The sequence below is a fragment of the Thauera sp. genome, assembly GCF_034003485.1.
Taxonomy (GTDB): Bacteria; Pseudomonadota; Gammaproteobacteria; order Burkholderiales; family Rhodocyclaceae; genus Thauera.
Genome location: NZ_JAVEYL010000029.1, coordinates 30247 through 49843, shown reverse-complemented (window position 1 = coordinate 49843; position 19597 = coordinate 30247). Strand labels below are relative to the sequence as shown.

The following is a 19597-nucleotide window of genomic DNA, read 5'->3' as shown; positions in this document are numbered from 1 at the left end:
CCTTCTTGGCGATCTCGTTTTCTTCGATGTACTTGTTGATGACGCGCGTCATCGCCGCGCGCAGGCCGGTGAGGTGGGTGCCGCCGTCGGCCTGCGGGATGTTGTTGGTGTAGCACAGCACCTGTTCGGCGTAGCTGTCGTTCCACTGCATGGCGACTTCGACCGAGAGCTCGGCGTCGTGGCCCTGGCCGGTGGGGATGCGGGTGGTGCCGGTGGCGTAGAAGACGGTGGGGTGCAGCACCGTCTTGGCGCGGTTGATGTATTCGACGAAGCCTTTGACGCCGCCGGCGAAGGCGAAGTCTTCTTCCTTGCCGGTGCGCTGGTCGATGAGGCGGATCTTGACGCCGTTGTTGAGGAAGGAGAGCTCGCGCAGGCGCTTGGCGAGGATGTCGTAGTGGTATTCGACGGTGCCGAAGATCTCGTCGTCGGCCAGGTAGTGCACCTTGGTGCCGCGCTTGGTGGTGTCGCCGATGACGCGTGCCGGGCTGACCTCGACGCCGTCGACCACGTTGATGACCCGGTTCTGCGGCTTGCCGCGCTCGAACTCGAGCAGGTGGCGCTTGCCGTCACGGGCGACGGTGACGTGCATCCACTTCGACAGCGCGTTGACGCAGGACACCCCGACGCCGTGCAGGCCGCCGGAGACCTTGTAGCTGTTCTGGTTGAACTTGCCGCCGGCGTGCAGCACGCACATGACGATCTCGGCCGCACTGCGCCGTGGCTCGTGCTTGTCGTCCATCTTGACGCCGACCGGGATGCCGCGGCCGTTGTCGGTCACCGAGATGGAGTTGTCGGCGTGGATGGTGATGACGATGTCGTCGCAGTGGCCGGCCAGGGCCTCGTCGATCGAGTTGTCCACGACTTCGAACACCATGTGGTGCAGGCCGGTGCCGTCGGAGGTGTCGCCGATGTACATGCCAGGGCGCTTTCTCACCGCTTCCAGGCCTTCGAGCTGCTGGATGCTGGTTTCGTCGTAGTCTTCGTGGGCCTTGGCGGACGCGGTGGGCAGATCTTGCGGTTGGGACATGGTCATCTCGGTGATTCGTAAAGAACGGGGTGCTGCCGGATAGGTCTGGTCGGGGCGGTTTCCGGTGGGAGCAACTGTCTGTGGGAGCGGGCTTGCCCGCGAAATGGGTCGGATCAGCCGCCATTCGCGGGCGAGCCCGCTCCCACGGTGCTCGCTCCTGAAGGGCGCGCTCAGATCCGCATCGGCATCACGACGTACTTGAACTTTTCGTTGCCGGGCAGCGTGATGAGCGCGCTGGAGTTGCCGTCGTTGAAGCGCCAGTCGACCGTCTCGGAGGAGAGGTTGTTGAGCACATCGAGCAGGTAGGTGACGTTGAAGCCGATGTCGAGCTTGTCGCCCTGATAGTCGATCTCGAGCTCGTCCAGCGCTTCTTCCTGCTCGGCGTTGGTGGACACGATCTTGAGCAGGCCGTCCTCGAGCACCATGCGCACGCCGCGGAACTTCTCGTTGGTGAGGATGGCGGCACGCTGCAGCGCCGACAGCAGCGGCTGGCGCTCGAAGCTGATGAGCTTGGGATGGGCCTGCGGGATCACGCGCTCGTAGTCGGGGAACTTGCCGTCGATGAGCTTGGTGACGAGTTCGATCGAGCCGAAGCGGAACACGGCCTGGTTGCCGGCGAGCACGATCTCGAGCGGGTCGTCGTTGTCGGCGAGCTGGCGGGCGAGTTCGAGCACGGTCTTGCGCGGCAGGATGGCTTCGGTGCGCTGTTCCACCGGCGCGTCGAGGTCGGACGCGGCGTAGGCCAGGCGGTGGCCGTCGGTGGCGACCATGCGCAGCTCGCCGCCGTCGGCGATGATCAGCAGACCGTTGAGGTAGTAGCGGATGTCCTGCTGCGCCATTGCGTACGAGACCTGGGCGAGCTGGCGCTTGAAGGTGCGCTGGCCGATGGTGAGGCGCGCAGCAGCGTCGGTCGGCGGGTTCAGGCTCGGGTAGTCGGCCGCGGGCAGGGTCTGGAGCTGGAAGCGGCTGCGACCGGCCTTGACCGTGAGGCGCTTGTCGTCGAGCGTGAGGCTGACGTCGGCCGAATCCGGCAGGGCGCGCAGGATGTCCTGCAGCTTGCGCGCTCCGACGGTGATCGAGGCGTCTTCGCCGCCGATGTGGCCGCCGGTGGTGGTGCGGATCTGGATCTCGATGTCGGTGGCGAGCATGGTGAGCTGGTCGCCATGCTTCTCGATCAGCACGTTGGACAGGATCGGCAGCGTGTGGCGCTTTTCGACGATGCCGGCAACCGACTGCAGCGGGGCCAGGAGCGCATCGCGGGTGGTGGTGAGCAGGAGCATGGCGTCAGATCGGGTCGTTGAGTTGATCGGAAGTGTTCGATGGATCGGCGTTCAGCCGGCTCAGCCGCGCAGGACCTGGGTGAGCACGTGGACGTCGTGGTTGAGCTGGTGATCGCCGAGCCGCAGCTCGGTGATGGTGCGGCAGGCGTGCAGCACGGTGGTGTGGTCGCGCCCGCCGAAGGCCTCGCCGATCGCCGGCAGCGACATCGGGGTGAGTTCCTTGGCCAGCCACATCGCCACCTGGCGCGGACGCGCGATCACGCGCGTGCGCTTCTTGGAGTGCATGTCGGCGACCTTGATCTTGTAGTAGTCGGCGACGGTCTTCTGGATGTGCTCGATGGAGAGCTGACGGTTGTGCGCGTGCAGCAGGTCCTTGAGCGCTTCCTTGGCGACCTCCAGGCCGATCTGGCGGCCGTGGAAGCGGGCGTAGGCGACCACCTTGTTGAGCGCACCTTCGAGTTCACGCACGTTCGAGCGCAGGTTCTTGGCGATCAGGAAGGCGACGTCGTCGTCGACCATTACGCGCAGCGCTTCGGCCTTCTTCTTCAGGATGGCGACGCGCATCTCGAGCTCGGGCGGCTCGATCTGCACGGTGAGGCCCCAGTCGAAGCGCGAGATCAGGCGGTCTTCCAGGCCCTGGATGTCCTTGGGGTAGGTGTCGCAGGTGATGACGATCTGCTTGCGCGCCTCGGTGAGCGCGTTGAAGGCGTGAAAGAACTCTTCCTGCGTCCGGTTCTTGTTATTGAAGAACTGGATATCGTCGATGATCAGCATGTCGAGCGAGCGGTAGTAGCGCTTGAAGGCGTCGAAGCTCTTCTGCTGATAGGCGCGCACCACGTCGGCGTAGTAGTCCTCGACGTGTACGTAGCGGATGACCGCGCGCGGGTTGTGCTTGAACACCGCGTTGCCGATGGCGTGCACCAGGTGGGTCTTGCCCAGGCCGACGCCGCCGTAGACGAACAGCGGGTTGTAGGACGTGCCCGGGTTCTGCGCCACCTGCATGGCGGCGGCGCGGGCGAGGTCGTTGGCGCGGCCGGTGACCAGGGTGTCGAAGGTGAAGTCCGGGTTGAGGCGGGTCTTCTCGTAGGCGAGCTCGAGGCCGGAGTTGGGTTCGCCCGCGTGGGAAGATGGTGCTGCGCTGCGCCTGATGCGCGGGGCAGGGACGCGGTCGGGCGCTTCTTCTGCGGCGACGTCCACGGCTGAGGCCGATATGGCCTCGGCAGTGCCGGCGTGGGGCGTGGGTGACGAGAGCGTGGCGGATGCGCCCGCCGCAGCGCCCGTCGCGACACTCGGCGCCGCCCGCGTGGGGATGGCCGGAGTAGCTGGGTCGGCAGCGGTCGTGGCGGCGCGTGCCGGGCGGGCGGCCCCCGCGGGCGGCAACTGCAGGTCGACAGCCAGCGGTACGCCGGCGAATTCCTCGCCGAGTTCCTCGATGCGGCGCAGATAGCGCTCGCGCACCCATTGCAGCACGAAGCGGTTGGGCGCGATCAGGGACAGCGCCGACGCCTCTCCGGACTCTGCTCGCAAGGTCTTGATCCAGGTATTGAACTGCTGCTGGGGCAGCTCCTGTTCAAGGCGCGACAGGCAGAAGGACCAGAAATCTTGAGTCACGGCGTAGGCGGGCGATAAGGTTGACGGCGAATGGGTGTGTGTTTCGATGTACGGCAATATTCTGTGCTCATGGCGATGGGGCGCCTGCGCAGCGGGCTTGCCGGGTGGCGTTTGTATCGGGGTCGTGTGCCTGCATTGCGCTCGGACGGCGGCAATTGCTTGCAGTGGCCTGCGCATGCGCGCAAGGGGACTGAAGGCACTAAAGAGGCTTATTGTAATCCGCTCGATCCGACTTATCCACAGGGGCGGTCAAAAATTGTTCTTGACAAACATGGGATTATCCATTTAACTCTCGTGTTTGACCTAACACTGGCAGTCCGATCATGAAACGCACTTATCAGCCCTCCGTTGTCCGTCGCAAGCGCACCCACGGCTTTCTGGTCCGCATGAAGACCCGTGGCGGCCGTGCGGTCATCCGCGCACGTCGTGCCAAGGGTCGTCACCGCCTCGCCGTCTGAGGTGACGTTGCCCACGGGCGCTGACCAGGGTTTTCGCAGCGCTCACAGATTGCACAAAACGGATGAGTATTCATCCGTTTTTGCTTTTCGGCGGGCGCTGCGTGGGCGTTTTTACATGGTGCATTACCGCCCCAATGGCCTCGATACCGCCCGCCTCGGCGTGGTCGTGGCCAAGAAGCTCGCCAAGCGCGCTAATGTGCGCAACCTGGTCAAGCGCATTGCGCGTGAAACATTCAGGCGCCATCGTGAGGCACTGCCGGCCATGGATCTTGTCGTGCGCCTGCATGCGCCCGTCGCGAAGGCGACCCGCGCCGAAATGAACCTCGACCTGCTCGCCTTGCTGCAAAGGTTGCCCCGATCATGAAAACCGTTTTGATCGCGCTGGTACGTTTCTACCGCTATGCGATCAGTCCGATGCTTGGGCGCAATTGCCGTTTCCACCCCACCTGCTCCGAATACGCGATCGAGGCTCTCGAGCGCCATGGCGCGCTGCGGGGCGGCTGGATGGCGGCGAAACGGGTGGGGCGCTGTCACCCTTTCAATCCGGGCGGGTATGATCCCGTTCCCTGACCTGAGACAGAACGAATCCGATGGATCAACGCCGCCTCATCCTCTTCCTGGTTTTCTCCTTTGCCCTGGTCATGCTGTGGGATGGCTGGCTCAAATACAACCAACCGCCCGCGGTGGCCCAGCAGCCGGCAATCGCCGGCGCCGCGGCGCCCGCCGACGGCTCGGTGCCGACGCCCACATTGAGCGCGACTGCGTCAGGCCAGCCCGTTGTTCCGGGTGAGCAGGCTGCCGTAGCGACATCTGCACCACGTGTGGTGGTCGAAACCGACCTGCTGCGTGCCGAAGTGTCCGCACAGGGCGGCGACATCGTCCGTCTCGAACTCAAGCAGCACAAGGCGAGTGGCGAAGCCGGCGGCAATTTCGTGCTTCTCGACGATGGCACCACGCGCCACCAGTACGCAGCCCAGTCCGGCCTGATCGGCGAGGGCCTGCCCACGCACAAGACCATGTTCCAGCTTCCGGGGAGCGATTTGCGCCTGGAGGACGGCGAGGATACGGTCGAACTGCGCCTGCAGGCGCCCGAGCAGAACGGCGTCCAGGTCACCAAGGTCATGCGCTTCCAGCGCGGCAGCTACCTTGTGGACATCGCCTACGAGATCCGCAACGGCGGCGCCCAGGCGCTGGCGCCTCACGCCTACTTCCAGCTCACCCGCGATGGCAATGCGGCCGAGCAGGTGGAGGCGTTCGGCGTGACCACCTTCACGGGGCCGGCCTTCTATACCGATGCCAACAAGTTCCAGAAGGTGAGCTTCGAGGACATCACCGATGGCGACGCCAAGTTTGCGAAGACGGCCAGCGATGGCTGGGTGGCAATGGTCCAGCACTACTTCGTCAGCGCCTGGCTGCCTGAGCAAGGTCTGCAGCGCGAGTACTTCGCGCGTGGGGTTGGCAACAATCTGTTTTCGGCGGGTGTGATCCTGCCGGTGTCGGCGATCGAGCCGGGTGCTGCAGCTACGGTCGCGTCGCGTCTGTACGCCGGCCCGCAGGAGCAGGACAAGCTCGAAAGCATCGCACCCGGACTCGACCTTGTGGTCGACTACGGCTGGCTGACGGTGATCGCAGCGCCGCTGTTCTGGGTGCTGTCGTGGTTCCACAGCCTGACCGGCAACTGGGGTTGGGCGATCATCCTGGTCACGGTGGCGATCAAGGCGGTGTTCTTTCCGCTGTCGGCTGCGAGCTACAAGTCGATGGCCAAGATGCGTGTGCTCGGCCCGCGCCTGCAGCGCATGAAGGAGATGTACGGCAGCGACAAGGCCAAGATGCAGCAGGAGATGATGAATCTCTACCGCACCGAGAAGATCAATCCGCTCGGTGGCTGCCTGCCGATTCTGGTGCAGATTCCGGTGTTCATCGCGCTGTACTGGGTGTTGCTCGGCAGCGTCGAGATGCGTCACGCGCCTTGGCTGGGCTGGATTCAGGACCTCTCGGCGAAGGATCCGTACTTCATCCTGCCGGTCATCATGGGCGCCTCCATGCTGATCCAGATGAGGCTCAACCCGACGCCGCCCGACCCGATTCAGGCGAAGGTCATGATGGCGATGCCGATCGTCTTCACCTTCATGTTCCTGTGGTTCCCGTCCGGTCTGGTGTTGTACTGGGTGGTGAACAACATCCTGTCGATCGGCCAGCAGTGGCAGATCACGCGGATGATCGAAAGTGCAAAACCCGGCACCAAGGCCGCCTGACACGATCGCCGCGATTGCGACGGCACCGGGCCGCGGCGGCGTCGGTGTCGTCCGTGTCTCGGGCGCCAGCCTGAGCGCCTTTGCGGTCGCGCTATGTGGGCGCGAGCCCAAGCCGCGCATCGCACATTTCACGCGCTTCCTCGATGTCGAGGAGCGCGTCATCGACGAAGGCATCCTTCTGTATTTTGTTGCGCCGGCTTCCTTTACCGGTGAGGACGTCCTCGAGCTGCAGGGCCATGGTGGGCCCGTGGTGATGCAGATGCTGCTCGAGCGTTGCCTGCAGTTGGGGGCCCGTCTGGCCGAGCCGGGCGAGTTCACCCGCCGCGCCTTCCTCAACGGCAAGCTCGATCTGGCGCAGGCGGAGAGCGTCGCCGACCTGATCGAGGCGTCGACGGCAGCGGCGGCGCGCTCGGCCGTGCGCTCGCTGTCAGGTCGGTTCTCCGAGGAGGTGCATCGTATCGTCGATGCGCTGATCGATCTGCGCATGCTGGTCGAGGCGACCCTGGATTTCCCCGAAGAAGAGATCGACTTTCTCGAGAGCGCACGCGCGCTGCCTCGGCTGGATGGGATTCGCGCGCAGGTCGAGGAGTTGCTCGACCGTGCCCGCCAGGGGGCGCTGCTACGCAGCGGCCTGAACGTGGTGCTGGTCGGCGAGCCGAACGTCGGCAAGTCGAGCCTGTTGAATCAGCTCGCCGGCGAGGATCGTGCAATCGTCACCGAGATCGCGGGCACCACGCGTGACGCCTTGCGCGAGACGATCCAGATCGAAGGCATTCCGCTACACATCATCGACACCGCGGGCTTGCGTGAGACCGTCGATACCGTCGAGCGCATCGGCATCGAGCGCACCTGGCGCGAGATCGAGCGCGCCGACGTGATCCTTCGCCTGGTGGATGCGGTGCAAGGGGAGTCGAGCGATGGCGACATCGATCGGCGCCTTCCGCCCGCGGTGCCGCGGATCACGGTGGTGAACAAGATCGACCTGGTCGGTCTGGCCGCGGGGCGAACCGAAGCGGTGGGCCGTATCCGGCTGCAGGTATCGGCGCGTAGTGGGGAAGGCGTGGAGCTCGTTCGACAGGAGTTGTTGCGCATCGCGGGCTGGCATGCGCACGGCGAGGACGTGATCCTGGCCCGCGAGCGCCACCTCGCTGCGTTGCGAAAAGCGCTTGCGCACGTGCTTGAAGCGGGCGGGCAGCTCGGCGCGCTGGAATTGTTTGCCGAAGAATTGCGCCTCGCGCAGGAACAGCTCGACGAGATTACCGGTGAATTTACGGCTGACGAGTTGTTGGGCGTCATCTTTTCCCGGTTCTGCATCGGCAAGTGACCCGGTGGCGGCTGTCGTGCGCGCCTATGCGTGGCGGCGCCAGCATCAGTGGTGGCGGTTGCTGCTGGTCGCGGCCTGCCCGCCTTCCCCCGGGGCTCTTCAGGCGCCCTTGTTTCACGTGAAACACTCCCATGGATATCGATTTCATTTTCTTCGCGCTGGGCCTTGCGGCCCTTTTTGCCGGCTTCGTCGATTCGATCGTCGGGGGTGGCGGGCTGATCCAGTTGCCTGCGCTGTTTACCGCTTTTCCGGGAACGATGCCCGCCACGCTGTTCGGCACGAACAAGCTGGCAAGCATCGTCGGCACGAGTAGCGCTGCCATTCAATACAGTCGTCGTGTTGCGATTCCCTGGGGCGTCGCGGGCCCGGGGGCGGTCGCCGCACTGGTCGGGTCCTGGTATGGAGCCAAGGCTGTCGCCTATCTCGATCCCGCGATCCTGCGGCCGCTGATCCTGCTGTTGCTCGTGCTGGTTGCAGCCTACACCTTCATGCGCAAGGAGCTGGGCGCGGTGTCGAACGAGCCGGAGCACGGCAGGCGCTCCGCTGCGCTCGCCGTGGCCATCGGAGGCGCGATCGGCTTTTACGATGGATTCTTCGGGCCGGGAACGGGCAGCTTCCTGATCTTTCTGTTCATCCGCTTCCTCGGGATGGATTTTCTGCGAGCGTCGGTGTCGGCCAAGATACTCAACGTCGCGACAAACCTCGCTGCGATCGGGTTCTTTGTGGGGAACGTCGAGTTGATGTGGAAGCTGGCAGCGGTCATGGCGGCGTGCAACCTGACTGGCTCGATCATCGGTTCCCGGATGGCGCTGAAGCATGGCACTGGCTTCGTCCGCAAGATGTTCCTGGGTGTAGTGTTGGTGCTGATTGCGCGCCTGGCCTACGATACCTTTCTGCGCTGAGCATGGACGTGTTTCACGTGAAACATCCGGGAGCTATCCTGGCCAAATATTGGCCTGGTCGACACAGGCTTGAATCATGAACGACCTGCCGTTCGGCTCACCTGATGGTGTGCTGGTCGAGTATCTCTGCGAAGACGCGGGCTACTTCCTGCGTGGTGGCCGCCTGCTCGAGGCCGGACGCTCCCCGTGGCAGGCCTACGAGGTCTGGGAGACGCCGCGCTTCGGTCGTCTGTTCCGGCTCGATGGTTGTTTCATGAGCTCGGAGCGTGACGAGTTCTACTACCACGAGAACCTCATACACGTGCCAGGCGTTGCGCATCCGGAGCCCCGCAGCGCGTTGATCATCGGCGGCGGGGATGGTGGCTCGGCCGAGGAGTTGCTGAAGTATCCGACCATGGAGCGGATCGTGCTCGTCGAGCTCGACGAGCAAGTGGTGGCGATTTCGCGCCGCTATCTGCAGAACATCCACCGCGGGGCACTCGACGATCCGCGAGTCGAGATCCGGATCGGCGACGGTCTGCAGTACGTCCACGAGGCCGAGCCAGCGGCAGGCCAGCGCTACGACCTCATCGTGCTCGATCTCACCGATCCAGTGGGTGCTGCAGCGGCGCTCCATACGGCCGAGTTCTTCTCCGCCTGTCGCGCCCTGCTGGCCGAGGGCGGTGCGCTGAGCCTGCACCTCGGAACCCCGGTGTATCAGCCCGAGCGTGTGCAGATCCTGGTTCGGCGTTTACGCAGCGTATTTGCCTGCGTTCGGCCTTACTTCCTGTATATCCCGCTCTACGGTAGCCTGTGGGGCCTGGCTTCCGCCTCCGATGTCGTGGATCCCGCCGCGCTGTCCGCCGCTGAGGTGGATCAGCGCCTGGGCGCACGCGGTATCGCGGGATTGCAGCATCTGAATGGCGCAGTGCACGGCGCACAGTTCGCGCTTCCCAATCACCTGCGCGCCTTGCTGGCTTGAGCCCGCCGGCGCGCTTATGCCTTCCTACGTCACCGTGACCTCCTTGCCTCGTCCGCATCAACGCTCGGCATCTGCCGCCTCATCACCCAGACCTCATCGCAGCTCGGGAGGTCCGCGTGCGGCCCCCCCAACCCCCCCAGCTCTCGCTTCCGATAGCCTCGCCCAGTCCTTTGTCTGGGCTGCAGAGCTTGTTGCCGGGGTGTTCGACGGCGGCAATCTGACTGAGGCCTACGAGCGCATGCAGGGCGCACATCCCGAATGGCCGGAAGCCACGCGCGGTGCCGTGCGTGATCTCGCCTGGAGCACGCTGCGCGAGTTCCGCCGCGGGGGTGTCGTGCTCGATCGCCTGCTGAACACGCCCCCAGCGACCGTGATTCACGCGCTGTTGCTGGTGGCTCTCACGCGCTTGCGGCAGCGCCCCGAGCAGTCGCATACCGTGGTCGATCAGGCGGTACAGGCTGCTGCAGTGCTGATGCCCGGGCTGAAGAACATGGTCAATGGCGTGCTGCGCAATGCGTTGCGTCAGCGCGATCAGTGGGCTGACTGGGAGCAGCATGACCCTGAGGCGCGCTACGGTTTTCCGGCGTGGTGGATTCAGCGCGTGAAGAACGCCCACCCTTTGGCCTGGGAGGCGGCGCTGCAGGCTGGCAACGAGCGCCCGCCTATGGCCGTTCGCGTAAACGTGCGGCGTACGTCGATCGAGTACGCCGAGGCCGAACTCGCCGCTGCTGGGTGCGTCACCCGTCGGCTCGAGAACGGTGCGCTCCTGCTCGAGCGCGCGCTGCCCGTGGCGCGCTTGCCAGGTTACGCAGAGGGCAGGGTGTCGGTCCAGGATGCCGGTGCGCAGTGGGCTGCCCGGCTGCTCGACCCGCAGCCCGGCGAGCGTGTGCTCGACGCCTGTGCGGCCCCGGGCGGCAAGGCCGCGCACCTGCTCGAACGCGCTGATGTGCGCCTGCTGGCGCTGGAGCTCGATTCGGTGCGTGCGCGCCGCATCGAACACAATCTCGCCCGCCTCGGGCTGCAGGGCGAGGTCAAGGTGGCTGATTGCCGCGAACGCGGCACGTGGTGGGACGGTCGTCCCTTTGCTCGCATCCTGGCCGATGTGCCGTGCTCGGCTTCGGGTGTCGTTCGCCGCCATCCCGACATCAAGTGGCTGCGACGCGATACCGACATCGTGCAGTTCGCTGCGCAACAGGCGCAAATACTGGATGCGCTTTGGCACACCCTGGCGGCGGGTGGCACAATGCTTTATGTCACCTGCTCGGTCTTCGATGAGGAGAACGCCGGGCAGATCGCCCGCTTCTGCGCCCGCCACCCCGATGCGCAACGCCTGTCCATCCAGGGTCGCCCGGACTTCCAATTGCTACCCAATGCCGAACATGACGGCTTCTACTACGCGCTGCTTCGCAAGCAGGCCTGAGCGCCTGCTGCGCTGGCTTCTGTGCGCGCTGACTGCGGTGCTCGCCTTTGCTGCCCAGGCCCAGGAGGGGGTGATCCGCAGTGCGGAGATCGTGCCTGGAGACGGCGGCTATGTGCTCAATGCCGATATTGACCTCGAGCTGAACCCGCGCCTCGTCGATGCCATCTCGCGTGGTGTCTCGCTGTACTTCACCACCGAGCTGGTGATCGAGCGCCCGCGCTGGTACTGGCTCAACGCAACCGTCGTCGAGCGCAGTCTCGATTACCGCCTGTCGTACCACGCCATCACCCGCACTTATCGACTCTCCATTGGCAGCATCCACCAGAGTTTCGACAACCTCGAGAGCGCCGTGCTCACCATGCAGCGCGTACGTAACTGGCAGGTCGCCGAGATGGAGACGCTGCAAGCCGGGGTTTCGCATGAGGTCTCGCTGCGCTTCCGCCTCGACACCAGCCAGTTGCCGAAGCCCTTCCAGGTCACCGCGATCGGCAGCAGCGACTGGAACATCGGCACCGACTGGGTGCACTGGACCTTCCTGCCCGGGGCGCCAGGTTTCCGATGAAGCGCATCCTGCTCGTTGCTGCCGCCGCGCTTGCCGGGATCTCGCTGTTCCTGCTTACGTCGGCGAGCGCCAATACCGAACTTTTCGCCACCAGCTACCCGTACCTGCTCGCTCTCAATGGTGCGATGGTGGTCCTGCTCGGCGCGTTGGTCGGCGTGCAGTTGCGCCAGCTTTGGCGGGAACACCGTGCACGTCAGTTCGGCTCCCGGCTCAAGTTGCGTCTCGTGCTCCTGTTCGCGCTGATGGGGGTCGTGCCCGGTCTCGTCATCTATGCGGTCTCACTGCAGTTTGTCGTGCGCAGTATCGAGTCCTGGTTCGACGTCCGGGTGGACTCGGCGCTCGAGGGCGGTATCGCGCTTGGCCAGAACGCACTCGATTACCTGGTGACCCAGGTGCGCGACAAGGCTGACGACATGGTCCTCGATCTCGAAGGCGCGGCGCAGGGGGCGGGCACCCGGCTCAACCGCCTGCGTGAGCAGGCCGGCATCAACAGCGCCACCATCCTGTCGCCGAATGGGCAGGTTCTGGCCACGGCTTCGGAGTCCGGTCAGAGCCTGATCCCCGACCTGCCCGGCCCCGTGGAGCTGCGCCAGGCGCGCCAGGTTCGCCAGTTCCACTCGGTCGACAGTCTCCCGGACGGTCGGCTGGTGATCCGCGTGATCACCCCGATCCCCATTCGCACGCTCGCGGGCGAGGCGCGGTTGCTGCTGTTGAGCCAGCCGGTGCCCGAATCCTTCGGTCGCCACGCCGACGCGGTGCAGGAGGCGTATCGCGAATACCAGCAGCTGACCCTGGCGCGCAGCGGGCTCAAGCGCATCTATACCATCACACTGAGCCTGACCCTGCTCCTTGCGCTGCTCGGCGCCCTGGCCTTCGCCGTGCTCATCGCGCGCCGGCTCGCGGCGCCGTTGTTGATACTTGCTGAGGGCACGCAGGCAGTCGCCCAGGGCGACTTCAGCCCGCGTCAGGCCTTGCCCGCCAGCGACGAACTCGGGGTGCTGACCCAATCCTTCAATCGCATGACGCGCCAGCTTCAGGAGGCCCGTGCTGCGGCTGACCGCAACCGTGCCGACGTCGAGGCTGCGCGCGCCTATCTGGAGTCGGTGCTCGCGAACCTGTCGACCGGCGTGCTCGCGTTCTCGCCAGAGGGCCACTTGCGTGCGGCCAACCATGGCGCGCTGCAGATCCTCGAAGACGATCTGGGCGGATTCGAGGACATCGCGCTCGATGCCTGGCCGCGGCACGCCGAGTTGCGCGACGTGCTGCGCGAGGGCTTCGCCACCAACGAAGGCGACTGGCAGAAGCAGATGGAGCTGCCGGTGAAGGACAGCACGCCACACACCCTGCTGATCCATGGCTCGCGCCTGCCGGCGAACACCGGGGGCGGCCTCGTGGTCGTGTTCGACGACATCTCCAGCCTGGTGGCAGCACAGCGCACCGCCGCCTGGGGCGAGGTTGCGCAGCGCCTGGCCCACGAGATCAAGAACCCGCTCACCCCGATCCAGCTCTCGGCGGAGCGGCTCGCCTTCAAGCTCGCCGACCGCCTCGACGACAATGGCCGCGAGATGCTCGAGCGTGCGACCACGACCATCGTCAATCAGGTCGAGGCGATGAAGAACCTGGTCAATGCTTTCCGCGATTACGCCCGCCTGCCTGCACCCACGCTGGCAGCGATCGATCTCAATGCGCTCATCCGCGAGGTACTCAACCTCTATGAAAGCGCCAGCGCGCGTATCCGCACCGAGCTGGGCAGCAACCTGCCACCGGTGAAGGGTGACGCCACGCAGATCAGACAGGTGATCCACAATATGCTGCAGAATGCGCAGGACGCGCTCGCCACCGAGGAAGACGGTGAGATCAGCGTCATCACCCGGCGCGATGGCGAACGCGCGGTGCTGCTGTTTCGCGACAATGGGCCCGGTTTCCCGGCGGAAGTGATGGCGCGCGCCTTCGAGCCCTACTTCACCACCAAATCTCGTGGCACGGGCCTCGGCCTGGCCATGGTGAAGAAGATCGTGGACGAACACGGTGGAGAAGTCCGCCTGAGCAATCGCGAGGGCGGCGGCGCAGAAGTGCGCATACGGCTGCGGCTCGCCGAACACAACGAAGCGTGAAGAAACACAATGGCAAAAATTCTCATCGTTGACGACGAAATCGGTATCCGCGAGCTGCTGTCCGAGATCCTGCGCGACGAAGGGCACGACATCCTGCTGGCCGAGAACGCAAGCGCGGCGCGCGCGGCGCGCAATGCGGTGCGGCCCGACATGGTCCTGCTCGACATCTGGATGCCCGACACCGACGGCATCACCCTGCTCAAGGAGTGGGCGGCCAACGGCCAGCTCAACATGCCGGTGGTGATGATGTCCGGGCACGGCACCATCGACACGGCGGTCGAGGCCACCCGCATCGGTGCGATCGACTACCTCGAAAAGCCAATCGCACTGCAGAAACTGCTCGCCGCGGTCAAGCGCGGGCTGCAGCGTCCGCAGGCGCCTGGCGCGCCCGCAGCGCTGACGCTCGCGGCGTTCACCCGTTCGGTGCCGCTGCGCGAGCTCAAGCGTCGCGTCGAGCAGATCAGCAGCAGTTCGCGCGTGCTGCTGCTGCGGATCGGTGCAGGGACCCTGGCCGAACTGGTCGCACGCAGCGTGCAGGCGCCGAACGCGGCGTGGCTGGACCTGGCCGGTGTCACCGCGCCGCTCGACATCAGCCAGTTGCAGGCTGCGCACGGTGGTGTGCTCTTCGTGGCCGAACTCGCACGTCTGTCGCGCGCACAGCAGAAGAACCTGGCCTTCGCGCTCGACCGCCTGGACCGCTACGACCTGCGCCTGGTGGTGGCTTCCGACCGTAGCCTCGAAGGCCTGATCGGCGAGGGCTGGGAGGAGGGGCTGCTCAGTCGTCTGTTCGAGGTCAGCCTCGCACCGCCGTCGATCGCCGACGTGCGCGACGACCTGCCCGAGCTCGCCAGCCAGTTGCTGCTTCACCTCGTCGAGGCCGGCGAGGTACCACCGCGCCGCTTCTCGACCGCGGCGCTGAACCAGTTGCGCAACCTGCCCTGGCCCGGCGGCTATCCTGAGCTGCGTGCTGCGGTGAAGTCGCTCGCGCTCGGCACCCTGGAAGAAGAGGTCGGCGCCAGCGAAGTGCGCCGCCTCCTGCCGGCGGATCTGGCGGCAGGGGCGTGCGGGGTCTCGCTCGACCAACCCCTGCGCGAGGCGCGTGAGGCCTTCGAACGCATGTATTTCGAGCATCATCTGCGCCTGGAGGGCGGCAACATGACCCGCCTCGCGGAGAAGACCGGACTCGAGCGCACCCACCTTTATCGCAAGCTCAAGCAGCTCGGTCTGCAGGCCGGGCGCCGGCACGAAGAGAACTGATCCTCCGCGCACGCAGCAGCCGTTATTGCTGCAGTGCACAATCCGCTTTGTGTGCATGGGGGGCGGGCGTAGAATCATGCCCTTACATTCAGTCGGAAAAACAGGGTGAAGATCATCATTCTCGGCGCGGGCCAGGTCGGGGCCTCGGTTGCGGAAAACCTCGTGTCGGAAGCCAACGACATCACCCTGGTCGACACCAGCGAGGAATACCTCGCAGCCTTACGCGAGCGCCTCGAGATCCGCACCGTCTGCGGCAATGCGGCCTCGCCGCGCGTCCTGAGGGACGCGGGTGCCGAGGACGCCGACCTTCTGATCGCGGTCACCCAGTCCGACCAGACCAACCTGTGCGCCTGCCGCATCGCCAAGGCGCTCTACAACCTGCCCACGCGTATCGCACGCCTGCGTTCGACCGATTACGTTGACCACCCCGAACTGCTCGACGACGACAACTTTGCCGTGGACTTCTCGATCTGTCCCGAGCAGGTCGTTACCGACTACATCAAGCGCCTGATCGCCTTCCCCGAGGCGCTGCAGGTGCTCGAGTTCGCCGATGGCGTGGTCAGCCTGATCTGCGTGCGCGCCTTCGAGGGTGGCCCGCTGGTCGGCCATCCGCTCAAGGCGCTGCGCTTTCATCTGCCCAACGTCGAGGTGCGGATCGCCGCGATTTATCGTAACGGCGAGCCGATCATGCCCGAGGGCGACACCATCATCCTGCCTGGTGATGAGGTCTTCTGCCTCGCTGCGACGGTGCACATCCGCCAGGTGATGGGAGAACTGCGCCGCTCCGACAAGCCGATGCGCCGGATCATGATCGCCGGTGGCGGCAACATCGGCTTCCGTCTCGCGCAGTCGATCGAAAACAACTACCACGTCAAGATTCTCGAGCTGAACCGCACCCGCGCCGATATGCTCGCCTCCCAGTTGTCGCACGCGCTCGTGCTGCGTGGCGACTCGACCGACGAGAAGCTGCTCGAAGGCGAGGGCATCGACGAGACCGACCTTTTCGTTGCGCTCACCAACGACGAGGAGGACAACATCATGTCTGCCTCACTCGCCAAGCGCATGGGCGCGCGGCGCACGCTGGCGCTGATCAACCGCAAGAGCTACGTCGATCTGGTGCAGGGTGGGCCGATCGACATCGCGATCTCGCCGGCGCACACCTCGATCGGCACGCTGCTCGCCCACGTACGCCGCGGCGACGTGGTCGCGGTGCACAGTCTGCGCCGCGGTGCCGCCGAGGCGCTCGAGATCATCGCTCACGGCAGCCGCAAGGACTCCAAGGTGGTCGGTCGGGCGATCGAGGAGATCGCGTTGCCACGTGGCACCAGCATCGGCGCGATCGTGCGTGACGAAAGCAACGACGAAGGACGCGTGGTGCGGCGCGCCGTCATCATGCCGCACCACGACACCGTGATCGAAGAGAACGACCACGTGATCGTGTTCTGCACCAGCAGGAAACTCGTACAGAAGGTCGAGAAGCTGTTCCAGGTCGGCTTCCACTTCCTCTGACATGTACTCCCCCCTGCGCCCCTACCATCCCGCGCTGAACGCGCTCGGGCTGATCATCATGATCTTCGGCCTGCTGATGGGGTTTCCGCTCGTGGTATCGGCCTGGGAGGGCGACGGCGCCACGCTGGCCTACGACCAGGCCCTGTTCGTGACCTTCGTCGCCGGGTTGCTGCTGTGGGCGACGACGCGCACCCAGCGCAGGGACCTGCGAGTGCACGACGGATTCCTGCTCGTCGCTGCGACCTGGGTGGTGCTGCCGCTGTTTGGCGCCTTGCCGCTGCTCGCCTACATTCCCGACCTGCGCTTCACCGACGCCTATTTCGAGGCGGTGTCCGGGCTCACTGCCACCGGGGCGACCGTGCTGACCGGGCTCGACGACCTGCCGGTGTCGATCAACCTGTGGCGCACCTTCATGCACTGGGTGGGGGGCATGGGCGTGATCGTGCTGGTGGTGGCGATCCTGCCGCTGCTCGGCATCGGTGGCCGTCAGCTGTACAAGGCTGAGGTGCCGACGCCGATGAAGGACTCGAGCCTGACGCCCCGCATCGCAGAGACGGCAAAGGGGCTGTGGCTGACCTATGTGCTTCTCACCATCGCCTGCGGCCTCAGCCTGTGGTGGGCGGGGCTCGAGGGTTGGGATGTGGTGATTCACGCCTTCAGCATTGCCGGGCTGGGCGGGTTCTCGAACAAGGACGCCTCGCTCGGCCACTTCGCCAATCTCAACGTCGAGATCGTCGCCATCGTCTTCGCGCTGCTGGCGGGGCTGAACTACGCCACCCACTACCTTGCGCTGGTGCGGCGCTCGACCCGCCCTTATGCGCGCGACCCCGAGATCCCGTTCTACTTTGCGGTGCTGAGCCTGAGCATCGTGATGCTGACCATCTATCTGCTGGCCCAGGGCGTGTTCACCGATGTCGGCGAGGCCTTGCGCTACGTCGCCTTCCACGTGGTATCGATTTCGACCTCGCTCGGCCTGGTCACCCACGACTACACGCTGTGGCCGATGTTCGCGCAGATCTGGATCCTGTTCCTCGGCAGCTTCATCGCCTGTTCGGGGTCGACCGGCGGCGGCATCAAGATGATGCGGGCGATGATCCTGTACAAGCAGGTGTTCCGCGAGATCGTGCGTTCGCTGCATCCCAACGCGGTGCGGCCAGTGCGCATGGGCCGTAATCCGGTGCCCGAGAACATCCTCCACGCAGTGCTGGGCTTCAGCTTCATGTACATGGTGTCGATCGTCAGCCTGACGCTGGTGCTGTCGGCCACTGGCCTCGATCTGGTCACTGCCTTTTCCGCCGTGGTGGCCTGTCTCAACAACACCGGGCCCGGGCTGGAAGGGGTGGGTCCAGCGTCCAACTACCAGGCCCTGGAGGCGCTCCAGAAGTGGGTGCTGGCGTTCGCGATGATCCTTGGCCGGCTGGAGATCTTCACCTTGCTGGTCGTGCTCACCCCCACGTTCTGGCGGCGCTGATACCGTCCCCGTCGCGCGCGGTGCCCCCGCTTGACCATCGACAACCCCAGAGTTCTCCCGGACAGGCGATAATCGCGGCTTGAGCACGATTGCCCGCACTAAAGGACTCGACGTGAGCCGACTGAAAAACGATACCTTCCTGCGCGCGCTGCTGCGCCAGCCCACCGAATACACCCCCGTCTGGCTGATGCGCCAGGCCGGCCGCTACCTGCCGGAATATTGCGAGACCCGCCGGCGTGCCGGCAACTTCCTCAATCTGTGCAAGAGCCCGGCGATGGCCTGCGAGGTCACGCTGCAGCCGCTGGCGCGCTACGACCTCGATGCCGCCATCCTGTTCTCGGACATCCTCACCGTGCCCGATGCGATGGGCCTGGGCCTGTACTTCGCCGAAGGCGAGGGCCCGCGCTTCGAGCGTCCGCTCAAGGATGAATGGGAGATCCGCAACCTGAGCGCCCCCGACCCGCATGCCGAGCTGCAGTACGTGATGGACGCGGTGAGCGAGATCCGTCGTGCGCTCGACGGCAGCGTGCCGCTGATCGGCTTCTCGGGCAGCCCGTGGACGCTGGCCTGCTACATGGTCGAAGGCGGCTCGTCCTCCGACTACCGTAAGGTCAAGAGCCTGGCCTATAGCCGCCCCGACCTGATGCACCACATCCTCGAGGTCACCGCGCAGGCGGTGGTGAAGTATCTCAACGCCCAGATCGAGGCCGGCGCCCAGGCGGTGATGGTGTTCGACTCCTGGGGCGGCGTGCTGTCCGAGGCGGCGTACAAGGAATTCTCGCTGCGCTACCTGGAGCAGGTCGTGTCGGGCCTGATCCGCGAGCGTGACGGAGTGCGCGTGCCCAGCATCGTGTTCACCAAGGGTGGCGGCCTGTGGCTGGAATCGATCGCCGCCATCGGCAGTGACGCGGTCGGCCTGGACTGGACGATGGACATCGGTCGCGCCCGCCAGCTGGTGGGCGACAAGGTTGCGCTGCAAGGCAACCTCGACCCCAACGTGCTGTTTGCCCCGCCCGAAGCGGTCGCGACCGAAACCCGCCGCGTACTCGACGCCTTCGGCAACCATTCCGGCCACGTCTTCAACCTCGGCCACGGCATCTCTCAGTTCACGCCGCCCGAGAGCGTCAGCGCGCTGGTCGATACCGTTCACACCTACAGCCGCGAGATTCGTGCGCGCGGCTGATGGGGCGCGCAGGCAGCGTCCTGGCAAAGCGCTGGACGCTGCCTGTCAAGCACAAAATTGCGCTTTCAGTGCTTGACTTATGCACATCTGGCGGTTTCACGGTCCCGGATCGCCAGAAAATCAATGCTTATCTGCGAAATCTTATAAGTCATTGAAAAATATAGAATAAAAATTAGCGTAATGTTAAGGCAGTGTGACGAAAAGCCTTATTCGGCGCCGGTTTGGGGCTGATTCACCCAGCTTTTCAACAAACTTATCCACAG

At 65.1% G+C, this 19597-nt stretch carries 17 protein-coding genes; 14 read left to right on the top strand and 3 right to left on the bottom strand.

Features of this window, described 5'->3' with window-relative positions; all coding sequences use genetic code 11:
* The 3 genes from RBT54_RS15055 to dnaA all read right to left on the bottom strand — a co-directional run.
* Window positions 1–1027, bottom strand: a 1027-nt coding sequence (locus tag RBT54_RS15055; protein ID WP_320367876.1) for an ATP-binding protein, incomplete at its 3' end; no start/stop codon positions are given.
* A 170-nt stretch (window positions 1028–1197) separates the two neighbouring features.
* Entirely contained in the window at window positions 1198–2307 is a 1110-nt protein-coding gene (gene dnaN, locus RBT54_RS15050) for a DNA polymerase III subunit beta (protein ID WP_320367875.1), read from the bottom strand.
* A gap of 60 nt (window positions 2308–2367) precedes the next feature.
* Entirely contained in the window at window positions 2368–3918 is a 1551-nt protein-coding gene (gene dnaA / locus RBT54_RS15045) for a chromosomal replication initiator protein DnaA (RefSeq protein ID WP_320367874.1), read from the bottom strand.
* A gap of 323 nt (window positions 3919–4241) precedes the next feature.
* Here dnaA and rpmH point away from each other — a divergent pair, with 323 nt between their 5' ends.
* The 14 genes from rpmH to hemE all read left to right on the top strand — a co-directional run bounded on the left by rpmH (window position 4242) and on the right by hemE (window position 19334).
* Window positions 4242–4376, top strand: a complete 135-nt coding sequence (gene rpmH / locus RBT54_RS15040; RefSeq protein ID WP_002926183.1) for a 50S ribosomal protein L34 — start codon at window positions 4242–4244, stop codon at window positions 4374–4376.
* Window positions 4324–4740 carry a ribonuclease P protein component gene (gene rnpA, locus RBT54_RS15035; RefSeq protein WP_413788463.1) on the top strand — a complete coding sequence of 139 codons (417 nt, stop codon included), beginning with the start codon at window positions 4324–4326 and terminating at the stop codon, window positions 4738–4740. The genes rpmH and rnpA overlap by 53 nt, the downstream gene beginning before the upstream one ends.
* The gene (gene yidD / locus RBT54_RS15030) at window positions 4737–4946 is read left to right on the top strand and encodes a membrane protein insertion efficiency factor YidD (RefSeq protein WP_320367872.1); all 210 of its coding nucleotides are present in this window, start codon (window positions 4737–4739) and stop codon (window positions 4944–4946) included. The genes rnpA and yidD overlap by 4 nt, the downstream gene beginning before the upstream one ends.
* Window positions 4947–4966: 20 nt before the next feature.
* Window positions 4967–6631, top strand: a complete 1665-nt coding sequence (yidC, locus tag RBT54_RS15025; protein WP_320367871.1) for a membrane protein insertase YidC — start codon at window positions 4967–4969, stop codon at window positions 6629–6631.
* Window positions 6603–7955 carry a tRNA uridine-5-carboxymethylaminomethyl(34) synthesis GTPase MnmE gene (gene mnmE, locus RBT54_RS15020; RefSeq protein WP_320367870.1) on the top strand — a complete coding sequence of 451 codons (1353 nt, stop codon included), beginning with the start codon at window positions 6603–6605 and terminating at the stop codon, window positions 7953–7955. Before yidC ends, mnmE begins: the two co-directional genes overlap by 29 nt.
* A gap of 131 nt (window positions 7956–8086) precedes the next feature.
* On the top strand, window positions 8087–8857 hold the full coding sequence (locus tag RBT54_RS15015) for a sulfite exporter TauE/SafE family protein (protein ID WP_320367869.1): 771 nt from the start codon (window positions 8087–8089) through the stop codon (window positions 8855–8857).
* A gap of 76 nt (window positions 8858–8933) precedes the next feature.
* On the top strand, window positions 8934–9818 hold the full coding sequence (gene speE, locus RBT54_RS15010) for a polyamine aminopropyltransferase (RefSeq protein ID WP_320367868.1): 885 nt from the start codon (window positions 8934–8936) through the stop codon (window positions 9816–9818).
* 16 nt (window positions 9819–9834) lie between these two features.
* Window positions 9835–11238: a 16S rRNA (cytosine(967)-C(5))-methyltransferase RsmB gene (rsmB, locus tag RBT54_RS15005; protein WP_413788462.1), complete on the top strand. Its 1404-nt coding sequence runs from the start codon at window positions 9835–9837 to the stop codon at window positions 11236–11238.
* The gene (locus RBT54_RS15000) at window positions 11198–11800 is read left to right on the top strand and encodes a DUF4390 domain-containing protein (protein ID WP_320367866.1); all 603 of its coding nucleotides are present in this window, start codon (window positions 11198–11200) and stop codon (window positions 11798–11800) included. Before rsmB ends, RBT54_RS15000 begins: the two co-directional genes overlap by 41 nt.
* On the top strand, window positions 11797–13914 hold the full coding sequence (locus RBT54_RS14995; protein ID WP_320367865.1) for a sensor histidine kinase: 2118 nt from the start codon (window positions 11797–11799) through the stop codon (window positions 13912–13914). Before RBT54_RS15000 ends, RBT54_RS14995 begins: the two co-directional genes overlap by 4 nt.
* 9 nt (window positions 13915–13923) lie before the next feature.
* Entirely contained in the window at window positions 13924–15171 is a 1248-nt protein-coding gene (locus tag RBT54_RS14990; protein WP_320367864.1) for a sigma-54-dependent transcriptional regulator, read from the top strand.
* A 105-nt stretch (window positions 15172–15276) separates the two neighbouring features.
* Window positions 15277–16680 carry a Trk system potassium transporter TrkA gene (gene trkA, locus RBT54_RS14985; protein WP_320367863.1) on the top strand — a complete coding sequence of 468 codons (1404 nt, stop codon included), beginning with the start codon at window positions 15277–15279 and terminating at the stop codon, window positions 16678–16680.
* A gap of 13 nt (window positions 16681–16693) precedes the next feature.
* Window positions 16694–18151 carry a TrkH family potassium uptake protein gene (locus tag RBT54_RS14980; protein WP_320367877.1) on the top strand — a complete coding sequence of 486 codons (1458 nt, stop codon included), beginning with the start codon at window positions 16694–16696 and terminating at the stop codon, window positions 18149–18151.
* 112 nt (window positions 18152–18263) lie between these two features.
* Complete coding sequence (hemE, locus tag RBT54_RS14975) at window positions 18264–19334, top strand: uroporphyrinogen decarboxylase (protein ID WP_320367862.1); 1071 nt, start codon at window positions 18264–18266, stop codon at window positions 19332–19334.
* Window positions 19335–19597: the final 263 nt, after the last annotated feature.

What these genes read in the sequence shown, in the direction of transcription:
- RBT54_RS15015 (WP_320367869.1), top strand. Translation starts at nt 8,087, where the DNA reads ATGGATATCGATTTCATTTTCTTCGCGCTGGGCCTTGCGGCCCTTTTT.
- RBT54_RS14990 (WP_320367864.1), top strand. Translation starts at nt 13,924, where the DNA reads ATGGCAAAAATTCTCATCGTTGACGACGAAATCGGTATCCGCGAGCTG.
- RBT54_RS14995 (WP_320367865.1), top strand. Translation starts at nt 11,797, where the DNA reads ATGAAGCGCATCCTGCTCGTTGCTGCCGCCGCGCTTGCCGGGATCTCG.
- yidD (WP_320367872.1), top strand. Translation starts at nt 4,737, where the DNA reads ATGAAAACCGTTTTGATCGCGCTGGTACGTTTCTACCGCTATGCGATC.
- yidC (WP_320367871.1), top strand. Translation starts at nt 4,967, where the DNA reads ATGGATCAACGCCGCCTCATCCTCTTCCTGGTTTTCTCCTTTGCCCTG.
- RBT54_RS15000 (WP_320367866.1), top strand. Translation starts at nt 11,198, where the DNA reads ATGACGGCTTCTACTACGCGCTGCTTCGCAAGCAGGCCTGAGCGCCTG.
- rpmH (WP_002926183.1), top strand. Translation starts at nt 4,242, where the DNA reads ATGAAACGCACTTATCAGCCCTCCGTTGTCCGTCGCAAGCGCACCCAC.
- dnaN (WP_320367875.1), bottom strand. Translation starts at nt 2,307, where the DNA reads ATGCTCCTGCTCACCACCACCCGCGATGCGCTCCTGGCCCCGCTGCAG.
- rsmB (WP_413788462.1), top strand. Translation starts at nt 9,835, where the DNA reads ATGCCTTCCTACGTCACCGTGACCTCCTTGCCTCGTCCGCATCAACGC.
- speE (WP_320367868.1), top strand. Translation starts at nt 8,934, where the DNA reads ATGAACGACCTGCCGTTCGGCTCACCTGATGGTGTGCTGGTCGAGTAT.